Genomic DNA, 17,472 nt, shown 5'->3' on the forward strand with positions numbered 1-17,472 from the left:
TGGAAGCCACCGTGCTCGACGTCAACTTCTTCGATCAGCTCAAGATCGGCCTGGCCACCGCGGACGAGATCCGCGCGTGGAGCCACGGCGAGGTCAAGAAGCCTGAGACCATCAACTACCGCACGCTCAAGCCCGAGCGTGACGGCCTCTTCTGCGAGAAGATCTTCGGTCCCACCCGGGACTGGGAGTGCTACTGCGGCAAGTACAAGCGCGTGCGCTTCAAGGGCATCATCTGTGAGCGCTGTGGCGTCGAGGTCACCCGCTCGAAGGTACGCCGCGAGCGCATGGGCCACATCGAGCTCGCCGCTCCGGTGACCCACATCTGGTACTTCAAGGGCGTTCCGTCGCGGCTGGGCTACCTGCTCGACCTCGCCCCGAAGGACCTGGAGAAGGTCATCTACTTCGCTGCGTACATGATCACCTCGGTCGACGAGGACGCGCGTCACCGCGACCTGTCCTCGCTCGAGGCCAAGGTCGACCAGCAGCGCAAGATGCTGACCGGCCGGCTCGACGTGGCGATCAACGACCGCGCCAAGAAGCTCGAGACCGACCTGGCCGCGCTCGAGGCCGAGGGCGCCAAGTCCGACGCCAAGCGCAAGGTCAAGGACGGCGCCGAGCGCGAGATGAAGCAGCTGCGTGACCGCACCGAGCGTGAGGTCAACCGTCTCGACGAGGTCTGGGACACCTTCAAGAACCTGAAGGTCCAGGACCTCATGGGCGACGAGCTGCTCTACCGCGAGATGAAGACCTGGTTCGGGAAGTACTTCGAGGGCCACATGGGCGCCACGGCGATCCAGAAGCGCCTCGAGAACTTCGACATCGAGGCCGAGGTCGAGAACCTGCGCGAGACCATCGCCACCGGCAAGGGTCAGCGCAAGGTCCGCGCGCTCAAGCGCCTCAAGGTCGTCGACGCCTTCCGCAAGACCGGCAACCAGCCGACCGGCATGGTGCTCGACGCCGTTCCGGTCATCCCGCCGGACCTGCGCCCGATGGTGCAGCTCGACGGTGGCCGCTTCGCGACCTCCGACCTCAACGACCTCTACCGTCGTGTGATCAACCGCAACAACCGCCTCAAGCGACTTCTCGACCTCGGTGCCCCCGAGATCATCGTGAACAACGAGAAGCGGATGCTGCAGGAGGCCGTCGACTCGCTGTTCGACAACGGTCGTCGTGGCCGCCCGGTCACCGGGCCGGGCAACCGTCCGCTGAAGTCGCTCTCCGACATGCTCAAGGGCAAGCAGGGTCGTTTCCGTCAGAACCTGCTCGGTAAGCGCGTCGACTACTCCGGCCGTTCGGTCATCGTGTCGGGCCCGCAGCTCAAGCTGCACCAGTGCGGTCTGCCGAAGCAGATGGCCCTGGAGCTGTTCAAGCCGTTCGTGATGAAGCGCCTGGTGGACCTGAGCCACGCTCAGAACATCAAGTCCGCCAAGCGGATGGTCGAGCGGGCTCGCCCGGTCGTGTGGGACGTCCTCGAAGAGGTCATCACCGAGCACCCGGTTCTGCTGAACCGTGCGCCCACCCTGCACCGCCTCGGCATCCAGGCCTTCGAGCCGCAGCTGATCGAGGGTAAGGCCATCCAGCTGCACCCGCTCGTCTGCACCGCGTTCAACGCGGACTTCGACGGTGACCAGATGGCTGTCCACCTGCCGCTGTCGGCGGAGGCCCAGGCCGAGGCTCGCATCCTGATGCTCTCGACCAACAACATCCTCAAGCCGTCCGACGGTCGTCCGGTCACCATGCCGACCCAGGACATGATCATCGGTCTCTACTTCATCACCTCCGACCGCGAGGGTGAGGTCGGCGAGGGTCGTGCCTTCTCGTCCCCGGCCGAGGCCATCATGGCCTTCGACCACCTCGAGATCACGCTGCAGTCGAAGATCAAGATCCGCCTCGACGACATCGTCCCGCCGATCGGCTACGACGTGTCGGAGGGCTGGACCGCGGGCGACCCGATCGTGCTCGAGACCACGCTGGGCCGGGTGATCTTCAACGACACCCTCCCCGCCGACTACCCCTTCGTGAACTACGAGGTCGGTAAGAAGCAGCTCGGCGCGATCATCAACGACCTGGCCGAGCGCTACACCAAGGTCGAGGTCGCGGCGTCGCTGGACGCGCTCAAGGACAACGGCTTCCACTGGGCCACCCGCTCGGGTGTCACGGTTTCCATCGACGACGTCACCACGCCGCCGAACAAGGCCGAGATCCTGGAGACGTTCGAGACCCAGGCCGCCAAGGTGCAGAAGCAGTTCGAGCGCGGTCTGGTCACCGACGAGGAGCGCCGTCAGGAGCTCGTCGAGATCTGGACGGAGGCCGCCAAGGTCGTCGGTGCCGCGATGGAGCAGGCGTTCGACCGCAAGAACCCGATCTTCATGCAGGTCACCTCGGGTGCTTCGGGTAACTTCAACCAGATCCGCCAGGTCGGCGCCATGCGAGGCCTGGTGGCCAACCCGAAGGGCGAGATCATCCCGCGGCCGATCAAGTCGAACTTCCGCGAGGGTCTCTCCGTCCTGGAGTACTTCATCTCCACTCACGGTGCTCGTAAGGGTCTGGCCGACACCGCGCTGCGTACCGCCGACTCGGGTTACCTGACCCGTCGTCTGGTGGACGTCTCGCAGGACGTCATCATCCGTGAGGACGACTGCGGCACCGAGCGCGGTCTGCCGAAGGTCATCGGTGTCGACCAGGGCGGCGTCGTCGTCAAGGACGACAACGCCGAGACCGCTGCGTACGCTCGCACGGCTGCCGTCGACATCGAGCACCCGGAGACCGGCGAGGTTCTCGCGGTCGCCGGCGAGGACCTGGGCGACGTCAAGATCGAGGAGCTGGTTCGCGCCGGCATCACCGAGGTCAAGGTCCGTTCGGTCCTCACCTGTGAGGCCCGCACGGGTACGTGTGCCAAGTGCTACGGCCGCTCGCTGGCCACCGGCAAGCTCGTCGACATCGGTGAGGCGGTCGGCATCATCGCCGCCCAGTCCATCGGTGAGCCCGGCACCCAGCTGACCATGCGTACGTTCCACACCGGTGGTGTGGCCTCGGCCGACGACATCACGCAGGGTCTGCCGCGTGTCGTCGAGCTCTTCGAGGCGCGTACGCCGAAGGGTGTCACGCCGATCTCCGAGGTCGCCGGTCGCGTCGAGATCGAGGAGACCGACAAGGCCCGCAAGGTCCTGGTCACCCCGGACGACGGTTCGGACGTCAAGGAGTACGTCGTCTCCCGTCGCTCGCGGCTGCGGGTCGCCGACGGCGACCACATCGAGGTCGGCCAGGCGCTGACCATCGGTACGCCGGATCCCAAGGAGGTCCTCCGTATCCTCGGTGTCCGCAAGACGCAGCAGCACCTCGTCGACGAGGTTCAGGCCGTGTACCGGTCGCAGGGTGTGTCGATCCACGACAAGCACATCGAGATCATCGTGCGGCAGATGCTGCGCCGGATCACGGTGCTCGAGTCCGGTGACACCAACCTGCTGCCGTCCGACCTGGCCGACCGCATCGACTTCGAGTCGGAGAACCGGCGCGTGGTCTCCGAGGGCGGCAAGCCGGCCTCGGGTCGTCCGGAGCTGATGGGCATCACCAAGGCCTCGCTGGCCACCGAGTCGTGGCTGTCGGCCGCGTCGTTCCAGGAGACCACCCGTGTCCTGACCGACGCTGCCATCAACGGCCGCTCCGACTCGCTGCGCGGTCTGAAGGAGAACGTCATCATCGGTAAGCTCATCCCGGCCGGCACCGGCCTGGAGCGCTACCGGAACATCAAGGTCGAGCCGACCGACGAGGCTCGCGCCGCGGCGTACTCCGTGACCGGTTACGACAACTACGACTACGAGTTCGGCAACACCGGCGGCCAGGCCGTCGCGCTGGACGACTTCGACTTCGGCTCCTACCAGAGTTAGTCGAGAGTGGTCACGAAGGCCCCGTCTCCTCAGGGAGGCGGGGCCTTCGCCATTGTCTTCAGGGGATCAGGAGCCAGCGACCGTCCGAGCCGGGTGCCGCCGTCGCCTCCTGGTAGGCCTCGGCGGCCTTGCTCAGCGGGCGCGTCGCGGCGATCCGGGTCGGCACGGTGCCGTCGGCGGCCAGCTCGAGGAGACCGGCCAGGACCGGCCCGTCGGCGTGGCTCATCACGGTCGAGACCTCGATGCCGCGCTCGGGCGCGGGCGCCCGGCCGGGCTTGACGCTGATGTAGCGGCCGCCGTCGCGTACGCCTGCCAGGGCGGGCTCGTTGAGAGCTGCCAGATCAAGCACGGCGTCGTGGGCGTGCGGCTCGATCTCGGTGACGGTCTGGTCGGCGCCGGTCGCGAGGTGCTCGGTGCCGGGACGTACGAGGGCGTCGACGGTCCAGCCGTCGGCCTTCGCCAGGGCCAGAGCCCAGACACCGACCCCGCCAGCCGCACCGGTGACGAGGAGCGTGCCGCGTTCGGAGCCGAGGAGGTCGAGGGCCTGGCGGGCGGTGAGGGCGTTGAGCGGGGCCGCGGCGGCCGCCTCGAGGGAGAGCGGGGCCGGTACGACTGCGGCATCCGTGGCGGGGAGCACGACCTCGGTCGCATGCGCGCGGGCGCCCGCGGCCGGGTTGCCGTGGAAGCCGGCGACCCGGTCGCCGACGGCGAAGCCGGAGACCGTCTCGCCGATCTCGGCGACCACGCCGCTGAAGTCGAAGCCGAGGCCGATCACGTCGGGTAGGCCGATGGGGGCGTGGTCGGCGGCCACGAAGGCGTCGAAGAGGGTGAAGCCGGCTGCGGCCACCTCGACCCGGATGTCGCCGGTGCCCAGCGGCTGCGCCGGGAGCTCCTCGAGGTGCGGGGTCGGGTCGCCGGCGCGGGAGATGAGTGCGTACATGGTGTTTGTCCTTCGGTGTGGTCGACTGGTTGCCTGCACTACTTTCGGTGCCTTACTCTCTATTGGGAAGAGGGCACTTTGAAGTGGCGTACGCACCTGGAGGTCTGCCATGGGGACGACGACGGCCGAACGGCCGAGCGGATTCGACGCGTTCACGGCGCTGTGTCCGAGCCGGCGACTGCTCGACACCATCGGCGACAAGTGGGTGAGCCTGGCGATCGTGGCGCTCGGTCTGAACGGGCCGCTGCGGTATTCGGAGCTGGCCTCGCGGATCGAGGGGGTGAGCCAGAAGATGCTGACCCAGTCGCTGCGGAAGATGGAGCGCGACGGGCTGCTGACCCGTACGGTCACGCCGTCGGTGCCGGTGCGGACCGACTACGAGCTGACCCCGCTGGGGCAGACCCTGCTGCCCGTGCTCGCCCACCTCAAGGAGTGGGCCGAGGTGCACATGGCGGAGGTCGACGCGGCCCGGACGGCGTACGACGGCAGGGCCTGAAGAAAATCCCGAAACGGGATGCAACGGACCGGGACACCCGCGCGTCTCAGGGTTGGGACGATGGATTGTCTGCTACTCGAGGAGCGACGATGCGGCACATGCGGCTGATGATGGTCGGTCTCGGGATCCTCGGCGTGCTCGCGGCGGGAGGTTGCGCATCGACGATGGACGGGGCGGTCGACGCGTCACCATCTGCCTCCGGGACCGCGGACCCCTCCCAGGCGAGCAGCGCACCATCGTCCACGACTCAGTCCTCACCGGCGGCCACGGGGGGTTCGCCGGTGAGGACTGAGTCTCCTTCTTCCCGCTCGGGAACGGTGGATCCGGCGGATCCGGTGACGCCGAAATGCGTCAACGCCGACCTGAAGGCCGGCTACCACGCGACCGACGCGGGCGCGGGATCGCGGTTCGGCGAGATCACGCTGACCAACGTCTCCGACCATGCCTGTGCCCTCGGTGGCTTCGGCGGGCTGTCCTACGTCGGGGGCGGCGACGGCACCCAGATCGGCGCCCCGGCGGCGCGTGAGGGCAAGTGGCGCAGGGTGATCATGAAGCCGGGTCAGGTGGCGGTGAGCGAGGTCGCCGAGTCGACGGCCGAGAACTACCCGGCCTCCGACTGCCGGCCGGCCAAGGTGGACGGTTTCCGGGTCTATCCGCCGGACTCCTACGACTCCCAGTTCGTCCGCCACGAGACGACCGGGTGTGAGGACAAGAACGTCTCGCTCCTGTCTCACCACGCGTTCCACTAGCGGCCATCCGCGGCGGCGTGAGGTGCTGGCCGATCAGGGCTACGAGCTGCCACGCAAATACGCAGGTCAGCACTAGCGAAGTGTCTTACCCTCAGGGGTATGGCAGCTGATCTGGACAGACACGTCCGCGGGATCGTCGACGGCGTCGCCTACCTGGTGCTGGCGACGTCGGACCCCGACGGCCGGCCGCGTACGTCGCCGGTCTACTTCTCCCACGACGGATACCGGGACCTCTACTGGGTCTCGGCGCCGGACGCGCAGCACTCCCGCAACATCGTCCGCGACCCGCGCGTTGCCGGGGTCATCTTCGACTCCTCGGTGCCGCCGGGGTCGGGGGCGAGTGCGGCGTACGTGACCGGGATGGCCCGCCAGGTGCCGGACTTCGAGCTCGAGAAGCGCTGCGCGGTGGCGTTCCACCGGCTCGTCGGGACGGCCCGAGCGTTCAAGCCCGCCGAGCTGCGCGGTGAGGCGCCGCTGCGCCTCTATGTGATGGACGTCGAGCTCTGGGAGGCGCACTTGCCCGGTGTCGACCCGGACGACGATGCGGCGCCGGAGACCCGGGTCGAGGCGGCGCCGGAGCTCTGAGGATTGCGTCAGGTCGCGGGGCGGAAGAGGAGATGGATCTCCTCGCGCAGCTCGAGCCGCTCGATGCCGATGTCGTAGACCGGCTCCAGGATCTCGGGGCGGAGCACCTCGTCGACGGTGCCGCGCGCGGCGACGCGGTGCCGGTCGAGCAGCACCACGTCGTCGCAGTAGCGGGCCGCGAGATTGAGGTCGTGGAGCACGACGATCGCCGTCGTCCCCAGACGACCGGAGCGAGGTCGAGCGGCGAGCTTGCTCGTCCGCTCGCGCCGAGCGAGGGAGTAACCGCGCGGAGCGCGGAGCTTGCGCACCAAGGCGAGGATCTCGTGCTGGTAGCGGATGTCGAGGTGGTTGGTCGGCTCGTCGAGGAGCAGGTGGGTCGCCTCCTGGGCCAGCGCCCGCGCGATGAGCACCCGCTGCCGTTCGCCTCCCGAGAGCGCGGCGAAGGAGCGCGGACCGAGGTGGGTGCCGCCGACCCGCTCGAGGCACTCTGCGGCGATCTCCAGGTCGTGCTCACCGGCCCTGGCGAAGGCGGACAGGTGCGGCGTACGTCCCAGCAGCACCATCTCGCCGGCGGTCAGGGATCCCGAGAAATTCGGATCAGCCGTGCCGGACTCCTGGACGACGACGGCCAGGCGGCGCGCGACCTCCTTGGCCGGCAGCCGGGCGAGGTCGTCGCCGTCGATCTCGACGGTGCCGCTGCCGCGGAGGGCGCCGTAGAGCAGGCGGAGGAGGGTGGTCTTGCCGCTCCCGTTCGGCCCGATCAGACCCAGGACCCGGCCCTCGTGGGAGGCGACGTCGACGTCCTCGAGGATCGTCGTCGTGCCGTACGTCCAGGACAGGCCGCCGGCCTCGATCACTGCGCGAACCTGTCGATGATCCGATCCAGGCCGTCGACCGAGAGGGCCGAGGGCGGCTCGGTGAAGTTGAACAGCTGGGCCATCACGTCGCCGTTCCTGACCGCGGTGAGGTCCTCGGCGCCGGCCAGCTGGGTGATCGACCTCTCGACTTTCGCCGGGTCGCCGGCGTTGTGGAGCAGGATGATCACATCGGGGTCGCGTTCGAGAAGGTCCTCGGTCGAGACCTCGAAGACTCGCTCGTCGACGTCGGCGAAGACGTCCTCGAACCCGGCCGCCTCCAGCTGCGGGTGGGCCATCGACCGGGTGCCGTAGGCGTAGGTCACGCCGCCGCCTACGGTGGGATAGAGAACGGCCGCCGTACGTCCTTCGCCGATCTTCTTCGTCTCCAGCTCGGTCACGCGTTTTCGCAGGTCAGCGACAGCCTGTTCGGCTTCTTGCTCGCGATCGAAGACCTTGCCGTAGGCCTCCAGCTGGCTGTAGACGTCGTCGAATCCGGGGTCGTCCACGCCCTCGGGGCACATCGCCGGCTCCTCGAGGAGATCGATGTCGACGGCGTCGAGGGTGTCTCGGGACAGGTTGTCGACCTCGCCGAGGACCAGGTCGGGCTGCTCGGCGATCACGACCTCCTTGGAGATCTGCAGGTGGCCGCTGGTGTCCATCTCGTCGGTGAGCAGCGGGATGTTGTCGAGCTCGGCCCGGGTCTCGGCGTCGTAGTAGTCGGCGGGGTAGTCGCCGGCCCGGGCGACGACCTGATCCATCACGCCGAGCGCGTGCAGGTAGGGCACCGCGGAGCTTTTCAACATCACGACGCGCTCCGGCGGAGCGTCGAAGGTGACCTCGGCGCCACAGTTCTCGATGGTGAGCGGGAAGCCGTCCGCGGTGGCCTGGTCGCCGGCGGCGTCGGCGCCGCAGGCGGTGGTCGTGGTCAGCACGAGGGCGGCGGTGGCGATCATGGGGCGGATCATGCGTGGGCTCCTGAGGGGTCAGACGTCGCGCGCCGAGAAGCGCCGGATGAGGACGATGAGGAACGGGGCGCCGAGGAGTGCGGTCACGATCCCGATCGGGATCTCCTGGGGCTGGAGGAGGACGCGGGCGAGCACGTCGGCCCAGACCAGGAGGATCGCGCCCATGAGGGCGGCGGCCGGGACGGCGACGGCGTGGGCCGAGCCGACCGCGCGGCGCGCCAGGTGGGGCACGACCAGGCCGACGAAGCCGATGCTGCCGGCTGCCGAGACGACCACGCCGACGGTCAGTGCCACGACGACCAGCAGCAGGGTGCGGAAGCGGTCGGGGGAGATGCCGAGGGTGTGGGCGGTCTCGTCGCCGATGGCGAGCGCGTCGAGACCGCGACCGGCGAGCGTGAGCAGTGTGATCGTGATGATCACCGCGGCGGCCACGACGGCGAGGAGGCCGTCCCACTGCGCCAGTCCGAGCGAGCCGAGCAGCCAGAACATCACCGAGCGTGCACCCTCGGCCGAGCCGGAGGCGAAGATAAGGAAGCTGGTCAGGCCGTAGAGCAGATAGCCGACCGCGACACCGGAGAGCAGCAGGCGCAGCGAGGTGACCCGGCCGCCGCTGCGGGCGAGGGCGAAGACCAGGAACGACGCCGCGAGGGCACCGAGGAAGGCGGAGCCGGGCAGGGCGTACGCCCCCAGGCCGGTGCCCGCGCCGAACAGGATCGCGGCCGCCGCACCGCTGGAGGCGCCGGAGTTGATCCCGAGCAGATAGGGGTCGGCGAGCATGTTGCGGACCATCGCCTGCAGCGCCATGCCGGTGACGGCCAGGCCGGCGCCGACCAGGGCGCCGAGGAGCACGCGGGGGAGGCGTACCTTCCACACGATCGCCTCCTCGGTCGCCTTCCAGCCGGCCTCGGGCAGGCCGAGGAGGTGGTGACCGAGGATCTGGGCGACCGCCCCCGGGGTGACGTACGCAGCGCCCAGGCCGACCGCGACGACGACGGTCGCCACGGCGGCTGCGAGGAGGCCGAGGAGCCAGCTGACGGCGCGCCGGCGGCGGCGACGTACGCCGAGGGGATCGTGCACGTGGGGGCCTTCCGAGACTGCTCCGAGAGTTAATGCGAAGAACTTGCAATAACCTAGCAGGGGGCTTCGCCGTCCGGAGGTGAGGGTTCTCTGACCGGGCTTGTGGCGGGTCTGGGAAGATATGCGCATGACGTCGTCCCTTCCGCAGTCAGCTGACGTGCTCGTCGTGGGGGCAGGGCCTGCGGGCTCGGCCGCGGCGGCCTGGCTGGCGCGTGCCGGGGTCGATGTCCTGCTGACCGACGCGGCCGTCTTCCCGCGCGACAAGACCTGTGGCGACGGGCTCACCCCGCGCGCGACCCACGAGATGGTCCGGCTCGGGCTGGAGGACTGGTTGCGCGCCCACCCGGTCTCGAAGGGCCTGCGCGCGCACGGGTTCGGGCAGACGCTGCACCTGCCGTGGCCGGGTGGGACCTTGCCGTCGTGGGGTTCGGCGGTGCCGCGCACGGAGCTCGACGACCATCTGCGCACCGTGGCGATCAAGTCCGGCGCGACGGCGGTCGACGGCGTGCGTGCGGTCGACGTGCGGTGGGACGGCGCCCGGATTGCTGCGGTGATCTTCGAGGGCGGTCACGAGGTGGTCTGCCGGTCGGTCGTGGTGGCCGACGGGGTGCGCTCGCCGCTCGGCAAGGTGCTCGGGCGGGAGTGGCACCGTGACACCGTCTACGGCGTCGCCGGGCGGGCCTACATCGCCTCCGACCAGGCCGACGACGAGTGGATCTCCTCCCACCTGGAGCTGCGTGACGAGTCCGGTGAGGCGCTGCCGGGATATGGCTGGATCTTTCCGCTCGGGTCGGGCGAGGTGAACATCGGCGCGGGTGCGCTGGCCACCTCGAAGCGACCCGCCGACGTCGCGATCAAGCCGCTGATGCGGCACTACACCGAGCAGTGCCGCGAGAAGTTCGGTCTCAAGGGCGAGCTGCGGGCGGAGAAGTCCGCCCTGCTGCCGATGGGTGGTGCGGTCTCCGGCGTCGCCGGCGCCAACTGGGCGCTGATCGGCGACGCCGCCGGGTGCGTGAACCCGCTCAACGGTGAGGGGATCGACTACGGGCTGGAGACCGGGCGGATGGTCGCCGACGCGCTGATCGCGGGAGAGGATCTGGCCACCGCATGGCCGGCGACCCTGCGCGAGCACTACGGCGAGGCGTTCTCCATCGCCCGCCGCCTGGCCGGGATCGCGACCCGTCCCAAGCTCGTATCCACCCTTGGACCTGCGGGAATGCGCTCCGACTGGTTGATGACGCTGGCGCTGCGGTGGATGGGCAACCTGGTGACCGACGAGGACCGCGACCGGGCCGCCAAGGTCTGGCGCTGGGCCGGTCGCCGCTCGTTGGCTCTCGACTCCCGACCCCCGTTCAGCTGATGGCGACGCGGAATCGGGGCCGCGGCGGGCGGCGACGCAAGCTTCCGATGGTGCAGCGGGTGGGGGCGTACGCCGTCATCATCAGGGCCGGTGCGGCCGCCGAGCCGGAGATCCTGCTCAGCCGGCTCTCGGAGAAGGTCACGCCGGAGGAGCGGTGGACGCTGCCCGGCGGCGGGATCGACCACGGCGAGGACCCGCGCGACGCGGTCGTGCGTGAGGTCTACGAGGAGGCCGGGGTGCCGGTCGAGGTCGGCGTCGAGGCACGGGTCTACTCCGTCCATCAGGCCAAGGCCTGGCGGCTGGGTCGCCGGGTCAACTCCCATGCGATCCGCATCGTCTACGACGGCTGGGTGCCTCACGACGCTCCCGAGCCGCAGACGATGGAGGTCGACGGGTCGACGGCGGAGGCCGCCTGGTTGCCTCTCGCTGCGGTGGTGAGCGGCGAGATCCCGACGTCTCCGCTGGTCACCGACGCACTCGAGGTGCACAAGCCGGCGCGGATGCAGCGGCTGGCCGCGTACGCGTTCGTCACCCGCGCCGCCGACGACGCGATCCTGCTCACCCGGATCTCGCCGCTCGGCTACCACTCGGGCAGCTGGACGCTGCCCGGCGGCGGGGTCGACTTCGGGGAGCAGCCGCGCGAGGCGCTGGTGCGTGAGGTGGTCGAGGAGTGTGGCCTGACCTGCGAGGTCGGCGAGGTGCTCGACGTGCACGACGTGAACATCACCGGCACGGCTCCCAGTGGCCGTCACGAGGAGTTCCACGGCGTCCATCTGATCTTCTCGGCCACTGTCCCTGAGGACGCGGAGCCGCGGGTGGTGGAGCAGAACGGCACCACCGACGATGTACGTTGGGTGACCCGTGAAGAGCTGGCGACGCTGCCGTTGCTCGACGTGGTCGCCGCGGCGCTCGACGCCGAGAAGAAGGCAGCCTCCTAGTCGTGGCGGGCTGCGGCCTACGGCGCGGGAACGCATGCGGGTGAATGAAGGTTCGTTCGCGTGTCTGGGGTGAATGAAGGTTCGTTCGCGTGTCTGGGGTGAATGAAGGTTCGTTCACGTGTCTGGGGTGAATGAAGGTTCGTTCACGTGTCTGGGGTGAATGAAGGTTCGTTCACGTGTCCGGGGTGAATGAAAGTTCGTTCACGCTCCCAGGGTGAAAGAAAGTTCGTTCGCCCAGGGTCAAGGGGGGGCAGGTGCGTCGCCCTCATCACTTCGTGACCTGGCAACGACCACCCGCCCGCTTGACCTCCCGGTATTGCTCCTAGCCCAGTTCGGCTTGGGTTCCGACGTCGTGCTCCTCGGCCGCGGCCAGGATCACCGACGCCGCGGCGGCGTCCTGGACGCCGACGCCCACGGAGAGGTAGATGACGACGTCGGTGGTGCCGCGGTCGAGCGCGGCGGCGCCGGTCAGGATCGAGCCGAGGTCGGTGATCCGGTCTGGGGCGACCGACCCGGAGACGACGGCTTCGACGACGGGGCCGGAGTCGGTCAGCGCCGACGCGCGGTAGTCGACGACGACCGTCGCGCGCGCCAGCAGCGACGGCGGCAGTTCGACGCGGTCGGGGGCGAAGGAGCCGACGCTGGCCACGGTGGTGCCATCGGTGACCCAGGTGTCCTCGATCACCGGGGTGAGGGACGAGGTGCAGAGGACGACGATGTCGGTGCTGCGTACGGCCTGCTCCAGGTCGTCCTTCGCGCGGGCGCCGTGCGACCGGGCGATCTCGGCGGCGGCCGCGTGGTTCCGGCCGAAGACCTGGAGCTCGGCACCGGGATGGGTCACCGGGAAGGCGTCCAGGTGAGCGCGGGCCTGGGCTCCGGTGCCGACGACGAGGACGCTGCGGGCGTCGGGTGCGACCTGTTCCATGGCGAGGGTGGTCGCCGCGGAGGTGCGTAGGCCGGTGACGCTGTCGCCGTTGATGATCGCGCGTGGCTCGCCGGTCTCGGCGTCGAGGACCGTGATGACCGAGTGGACGGCGCCGAGGCCGCGGGCCGCGTTGGCCGGGTTGACGCTGCCGAACTTGCTCACCGCGGAGGCGTCGGGAGCGAGCCGGGAGGAGTAGCAGAACGAGACCGATGAGTCTGGCCCCGGGACGAGCAGCCGGGGAGGCTGGACGGCCTCCCCGGCTCCCAGTCGGGTGAACGCCTCGCGCTGGGACGCCAGCGCGAGCTGCGGCGTGAAGATGCTGCGTACGTCGGTGGCGGAGAGGATCCTGACGGTCACCCTCGCCACGTTAGACGGTCAGACCGTGGCCTTCTCGGTGGTCTCCTCGAGCGCCACGTCCTTGGTCTCCTTGCTGATCACCAGTGAGATCAGGGTGATCACGGCCATCACGGAGAGGTAGACGCCGACCAGGACGGGCGACCCGTCGGCCTGCTTCCACAGTGCGACCGCGATGAACGGCGCGACCGCGGCGCCGAGGATCGAGGCGACGTTGTAGGAGATGCCGGAGCCGGTGTAGCGCACGCTGGTCGGGAACAGCTCGGGCAGCAGCGCGCCCATCGGCCCGAAGGTGAGGCCCATCAGGGAGAAGCCGAGGACGAGCCAGAGGAGTACGCCGACGGTGCCGGCGTTGACCAGGGGCACCCAGGCGAGGCCGAAGACGATGATCCCGAGGGTCACCGCGATCAGCAGTCGGCGGCGACCGAAGCGTTCGGCCAGCGGCCCGGAGACCATGGTGAAGATGCCGAAGAAGAGCACGCCGAAGATCAGCATCAGCACGAAGGTCGTGTAGCCGTAGCCCAGGCCGGGCACCGGGAGGTCCTTGGCGGCGGTGCCGAACGACAGCGAGAACGCGGTCATCAGGTAGAAGAGGACGTAGGTCGCCAGCATGAAGAAGGTGCCGAGGATCAGCTGCTTGCCCTGGTTGCGGACGACCGAGGCCAGCGGGACCTTGCGGACCAGGCCGGCGTCCTGGCTCTTGGTGAACACGTCGCTCTCGACCAGTCGCAGCCGGACCCACAGGCCGACGATCACCATGACCGCGGAGAAGAGGAACGGCACCCGCCAGCCCCAGGCCAGGAAGGCGTCGGAGGGCTTGGTCGGGTCGGCGCCCTCCGCGGAGAGCAGCGCCGCGATGGTCAGGAACAGGCCGTTGGAGAGGATGAAGCCGAGCGGCGCGCCGAGCTGCGGGAACGTACCGAAGATCGCGCGCTTGCCCTCGGGGGCGTTCTCGGTGGCGACCAGCGCGGCACCGCTCCACTCGCCGCCGAGCGCGAAGCCCTGGGCCAGGCGCATCAGCACGAGCAGCGCGGTAGCGACCCAGCCGACGGTCTCGTACGTCGGGAGTGCACCGATCAGGAACGTCGCGATGCCCATGGTGAGCAGGGAGATCACCAGGGTCGTCTTGCGGCCGAGCCGGTCGCCGAGGTGACCGAAGAAGATCGCGCCCACCGGGCGGGCGACCATCGCGGCGCCGAAGACGGCGAAGCTCGCCAGGAGCGCGGTGGTCGGGTCGCCGGCCGGGAAGAAGAGGGCGGGGAAGACGAGGACGGCTGCGGTTGCGTACGCGTAGAAGTCGTAGAACTCGATCGTCGTCCCGATGAGACTGGCGACGAGCACGCGGGAGCGTGGGTTGGCCGGTGCGGGGGTGGCGGACATGGTCTCTCTCCGAGGTCGTGATGGGCCCGCGATCCCGCGGGCTGTCCCATTATATGAGAGTCGAATATCGCTCATTGAGACGGGTCCGGGTTGTAGTCGACGACGGTGGGCGCTGGCCGGGGACGACGCCGGCGTCTGTGACAATGAGCGGGTGAATGCGACTGCCTCGGATCTGGTGAATGAGCTGCGCAACCAGGGGATCAGCCGGGTCGACGACTCGCCGCTGGCCCGGGCGCTCTACTCCAGCGACGCCAGCCTCTACCGGGTGGTGCCGTCGGTGGTCGTGCGGGTGCAGTCGCGCGACGAGCTGATCGGGGTGCACTCGGTGGCTCGTTCCGTCGGGGTTCCGGTGACCATGCGGGGCGCGGGCACCTCGATCGCCGGCAACGCGGTCGGCTCCGGGATCGTCGTGGACACGCGGGACCTGCGGACCATCTACGAGATCGACCCCGAGGCACGGACCGCGCGGATCGACCCGGGCGTCGTACACGCCGACCTGCAGCGGGCCGCCGCCCCGCACGGGCTGCGTTTCGGGCCGGACCCGTCCACGCACACGCGTTGCACGATCGGCGGGATGATCGGCAACAACGCCTGCGGCAACCGTGCGCTGGGCTACGGCCGTACCGTCGACAACATCGAGGCGCTGACGGTGCTCTTCGGCAACGGCGAGCACGCGACCTACGCGGACGGGGTCTCGTCGGGTGAGACCGCGGAGCGGCTCCAGGCGCTCGTGGGTTCTCACCTGGCGCACGTACGCACCGAGTTCGGCCGCTTCGGCCGCCAGGTCTCGGGCTACTCCCTCGAGCACCTGCTGCCGGAGAAGGGCGGCCGGGTGGACCGGTTCCTGGCCGGGACCGAGGGCACCTTGGCGACCATCCTGGAGACGACGGTGCGGCTCGTCGAGGACTCGCCCGGTCGGCTGCTGCTCGTGCTCGGCTACCCGACGATGGCCGAGGCGGCCGACGCGGTGCCCGCGCTCCTCCAGGTGGCGCCGGGGCGGCTGATCGCGTGCGAGGGGATGGATGCCCGGATCGCCGACCTGGTGCGCGCCAAGGGCCGCGCCGTGCCCGACCTGCCCAAGGGCGCCGGCTGGCTGATGGTCGAGGTCGCCGGCCAGGATGCGCCTGACCTGGTGAAACGTCTTGCCGCCGAGTCGGGGGCGCTCGAGTCGCGGGTGGTCGTCGATCCCCTCGAGGCGGCCGCACTGTGGCGGATCCGCGAGGACGGCGCCGGCCTCGCCGGCGTCTCGCTGCCGACCCCGGCCCACTCCGGTTGGGAGGACGCCGCCGTGCCGCCCGAGCACCTCGGCGCTTGGCTGCGGGACTTCGAAGGGATCCTGTCGGACTTCGGTCTGCATGGCTATCCCTACGGCCACTTCGGCGACGGCTGCATCCACTGCCGCATCGACTTCCCGTTCGCACCGGACTCGCCCGAGTCGGCGCAGGTGTTCCGGGAGTTCATGACCGCGTGCGCCACACAGCTGGTGACCTACGGTGGCTCGCTGTCGGGCGAGCACGGCGACGGGCGGGTGCGCTCGGAGCTGCTGCCGATCATGTATGACAAGACCTCGATCGACCTGTTCGAGCAGGTCAAAGGCATCTGTGACCCCGCCGACCTGCTCAACCCGGGCAACATCGTGCGGCCGGCGTCGATCACCGACGACCTGCGGCCGGTGCGGCCCCGGGCGCTTCCCCGGACCGGGCTGCGGCTGATCCATGACGGCGGCGACCTGGGTGCGGCGGTGCATCGCTGCACCGGTGTCGGCAAGTGTGTGGCCCCGAAGACCATCGGGGTGATGTGCCCCTCCTACCTCGCCACCCGCGAGGAAAAGGACGCGACCCGTGGACGCGCGCGGGTGCTGCAGGAGGCGCTCGACGGGTCGCTCGTCGACGGTCTCGGCGATCCCGCGGTGGGTGAGGCGCTCGACCTGTGCCTGGCCTGCAAGGGGTGTGCGTCCGACTGCCCCACGGGCATCGACATGGCGACGTACAAGTCGGAGGCGCTCTACCAGAAGCACGACGTCCTCGGGGAGCGTCGGCCGCGCTCGCACGCCCTTCTCGGGCAGCTGCCGAAGTGGGCGCGGCTCGCGTCGCCGTTCACACGGATGGCCAACGCGTCCCTGAAGATCGGCCCGTTGGCGGCGGTCGCGAAGAAGACCGCCGGCATCGACCAGCGTCGTTCGATCCCGGCGTTCGCGCCGAAGACCCTGAAGCGGTCGGCGCCGGTCGCTCGCCTCGGCGCCGAGACCCCGGACGTCTGGATCTGGGCCGACTCCTTCACCGACCACTTCTTCGCCCAGTCCGGTCACGGTGCGATCGCGTGGCTCGAGTCGCAGGGCCTGACGGTGCGCGTGATCGGCGACAAGGCCTGCTGTGGCCTCACCTGGATCACCACCGGCCAGCTCGACGACGCTCGCAAGATCATGGAGAAGACCGTTCGTACGCTGGCGCCCTATGTCTCCTCCGGCGTTCCCGTCGTCGGGCTCGAGCCGTCGTGCACCGCGACCCTGCGGTCGGACTCGGTCGAGCTCTCCGCGCTGCCCGAGGCCGAGGTCGTACGCGACGGGATGCTCACCTTCGCCGAGCTGGTGACCCGGCTGGTGGGCGAGGGACGGGTGACCCTTCCCGACCTGAGCGGCGTCGAGGTCGTCGCGCAGCCGCACTGCCACCAGCATGCCGTGCTCGGCTGGACGGCCGACGAGGCGCTGCTGACGCAGGCCGGTGCGACGGTCACCAAGGTCTCCGGCTGCTGCGGTCTGGCCGGCAACTTCGGGGTCGAGGAGGGACACTACGAGGTGTCGGTCGCGGTCGCGGAGACCCATCTGCTGCCTGCTGTCCGGTCGCATCCCGACGCCGTCGTCCTCGCCGACGGGATGTCCTGCCGCGTCCAGCTCGACGACCTCGCCTCGGTGCCGACCATGCATCTCGCCGAGCTGTTCGCGTCGCGGGTCTGAGCGGCG

At 69.6% G+C, this 17,472-nt stretch carries 13 protein-coding genes; 7 read left to right on the forward strand and 6 right to left on the reverse strand.

Features of this window, described 5'->3' with window-relative positions; translation table 11 throughout:
• Window positions 1-11: 11 nt before the first annotated feature.
• Window positions 12-3,887: a DNA-directed RNA polymerase subunit beta' gene (locus tag ACIA03_RS21820; RefSeq protein WP_396986379.1), complete on the forward strand. Its 3,876-nt coding sequence runs from the start codon at window positions 12-14 to the stop codon at window positions 3,885-3,887.
• 58 nt (window positions 3,888-3,945) lie between these two features.
• Here ACIA03_RS21820 and ACIA03_RS21825 read toward each other — a convergent pair whose 3' ends face one another.
• The gene (locus ACIA03_RS21825) at window positions 3,946-4,827 is read right to left on the reverse strand and encodes an alcohol dehydrogenase catalytic domain-containing protein (protein WP_396986381.1); all 882 of its coding nucleotides are present in this window, start codon (window positions 4,825-4,827) and stop codon (window positions 3,946-3,948) included.
• A gap of 109 nt (window positions 4,828-4,936) precedes the next feature.
• Between ACIA03_RS21825 and ACIA03_RS21830 the strand changes: the two genes are divergently transcribed.
• The 3 genes from ACIA03_RS21830 to ACIA03_RS21840 all read left to right on the forward strand — a co-directional run bounded on the left by ACIA03_RS21830 (window position 4,937) and on the right by ACIA03_RS21840 (window position 6,657).
• Entirely contained in the window at window positions 4,937-5,323 is a 387-nt protein-coding gene (locus ACIA03_RS21830) for a winged helix-turn-helix transcriptional regulator (RefSeq protein ID WP_396986383.1), read from the forward strand.
• 335 nt (window positions 5,324-5,658) lie between these two features.
• Complete coding sequence (locus tag ACIA03_RS21835; protein ID WP_396986385.1) at window positions 5,659-6,072, forward strand: DUF4232 domain-containing protein; 414 nt, start codon at window positions 5,659-5,661, stop codon at window positions 6,070-6,072.
• Between the two features lie 99 nt (window positions 6,073-6,171).
• Window positions 6,172-6,657 carry a pyridoxamine 5'-phosphate oxidase family protein gene (locus ACIA03_RS21840; RefSeq protein ID WP_396986387.1) on the forward strand — a complete coding sequence of 162 codons (486 nt, stop codon included), beginning with the start codon at window positions 6,172-6,174 and terminating at the stop codon, window positions 6,655-6,657.
• 8 nt (window positions 6,658-6,665) lie between these two features.
• Here the strand turns inward: ACIA03_RS21840 and ACIA03_RS21845 are convergent, their stop codons facing one another.
• Genes ACIA03_RS21845 through ACIA03_RS21855 form a run of 3 tightly spaced genes read right to left on the reverse strand, consistent with a single transcriptional unit; the run spans window position 6,666 to window position 9,556 of the window.
• The gene (locus ACIA03_RS21845; protein ID WP_396986389.1) at window positions 6,666-7,514 is read right to left on the reverse strand and encodes an ABC transporter ATP-binding protein; all 849 of its coding nucleotides are present in this window, start codon (window positions 7,512-7,514) and stop codon (window positions 6,666-6,668) included.
• The gene (locus ACIA03_RS21850) at window positions 7,511-8,479 is read right to left on the reverse strand and encodes an ABC transporter substrate-binding protein (RefSeq protein ID WP_396986392.1); all 969 of its coding nucleotides are present in this window, start codon (window positions 8,477-8,479) and stop codon (window positions 7,511-7,513) included. Before ACIA03_RS21850 ends, ACIA03_RS21845 begins: the two co-directional genes overlap by 4 nt.
• Before the next feature lie 18 nt (window positions 8,480-8,497).
• A complete protein-coding gene (locus ACIA03_RS21855; RefSeq protein WP_396986394.1) occupies window positions 8,498-9,556 on the reverse strand; it encodes a FecCD family ABC transporter permease in 1,059 nt (352 codons plus the stop codon).
• A 127-nt stretch (window positions 9,557-9,683) separates the two neighbouring features.
• Between ACIA03_RS21855 and ACIA03_RS21860 the strand changes: the two genes are divergently transcribed.
• Complete coding sequence (locus ACIA03_RS21860; RefSeq protein ID WP_396986396.1) at window positions 9,684-10,916, forward strand: geranylgeranyl reductase family protein; 1,233 nt, start codon at window positions 9,684-9,686, stop codon at window positions 10,914-10,916.
• Complete coding sequence (locus ACIA03_RS21865) at window positions 10,916-11,854, forward strand: NUDIX domain-containing protein (RefSeq protein ID WP_396986398.1); 939 nt, start codon at window positions 10,916-10,918, stop codon at window positions 11,852-11,854. Before ACIA03_RS21860 ends, ACIA03_RS21865 begins: the two co-directional genes overlap by 1 nt.
• 322 nt (window positions 11,855-12,176) lie before the next feature.
• On the opposite strand, the gene ACIA03_RS21870 is transcribed toward ACIA03_RS21865, so the two are convergent.
• Both ACIA03_RS21870 and ACIA03_RS21875 read right to left on the reverse strand, forming a co-directional pair.
• Window positions 12,177-13,136, reverse strand: coding sequence for an ornithine cyclodeaminase family protein (locus ACIA03_RS21870; RefSeq protein WP_396986400.1), 960 nt, complete (start codon window positions 13,134-13,136; stop codon window positions 12,177-12,179).
• Window positions 13,137-13,154: 18 nt separating this feature from the next.
• Window positions 13,155-14,513 carry an MFS transporter gene (locus tag ACIA03_RS21875; protein ID WP_396986402.1) on the reverse strand — a complete coding sequence of 453 codons (1,359 nt, stop codon included), beginning with the start codon at window positions 14,511-14,513 and terminating at the stop codon, window positions 13,155-13,157.
• A gap of 151 nt (window positions 14,514-14,664) precedes the next feature.
• Between ACIA03_RS21875 and ACIA03_RS21880 the strand changes: the two genes are divergently transcribed.
• A complete protein-coding gene (locus ACIA03_RS21880; protein WP_396986405.1) occupies window positions 14,665-17,466 on the forward strand; it encodes an FAD-binding and (Fe-S)-binding domain-containing protein in 2,802 nt (933 codons plus the stop codon).
• The last annotated feature ends 6 nt before the right edge of the window (window positions 17,467-17,472 follow it).

The organism is Nocardioides sp. NPDC051685 (assembly GCF_044453405.1).
Taxonomy (GTDB): domain Bacteria; phylum Actinomycetota; class Actinomycetes; order Propionibacteriales; family Nocardioidaceae; genus Nocardioides.

What these genes read in the sequence shown, in the direction of transcription:
- ACIA03_RS21825 (WP_396986381.1), bottom strand. Translation starts at nt 4,827, where the DNA reads ATGTACGCACTCATCTCCCGCGCCGGCGACCCGACCCCGCACCTCGAG.
- ACIA03_RS21830 (WP_396986383.1), top strand. Translation starts at nt 4,937, where the DNA reads ATGGGGACGACGACGGCCGAACGGCCGAGCGGATTCGACGCGTTCACG.
- ACIA03_RS21840 (WP_396986387.1), top strand. Translation starts at nt 6,172, where the DNA reads ATGGCAGCTGATCTGGACAGACACGTCCGCGGGATCGTCGACGGCGTC.
- ACIA03_RS21850 (WP_396986392.1), bottom strand. Translation starts at nt 8,479, where the DNA reads ATGATCCGCCCCATGATCGCCACCGCCGCCCTCGTGCTGACCACGACC.
- ACIA03_RS21860 (WP_396986396.1), top strand. Translation starts at nt 9,684, where the DNA reads ATGACGTCGTCCCTTCCGCAGTCAGCTGACGTGCTCGTCGTGGGGGCA.
- ACIA03_RS21865 (WP_396986398.1), top strand. Translation starts at nt 10,916, where the DNA reads ATGGCGACGCGGAATCGGGGCCGCGGCGGGCGGCGACGCAAGCTTCCG.
- ACIA03_RS21875 (WP_396986402.1), bottom strand. Translation starts at nt 14,513, where the DNA reads ATGTCCGCCACCCCCGCACCGGCCAACCCACGCTCCCGCGTGCTCGTC.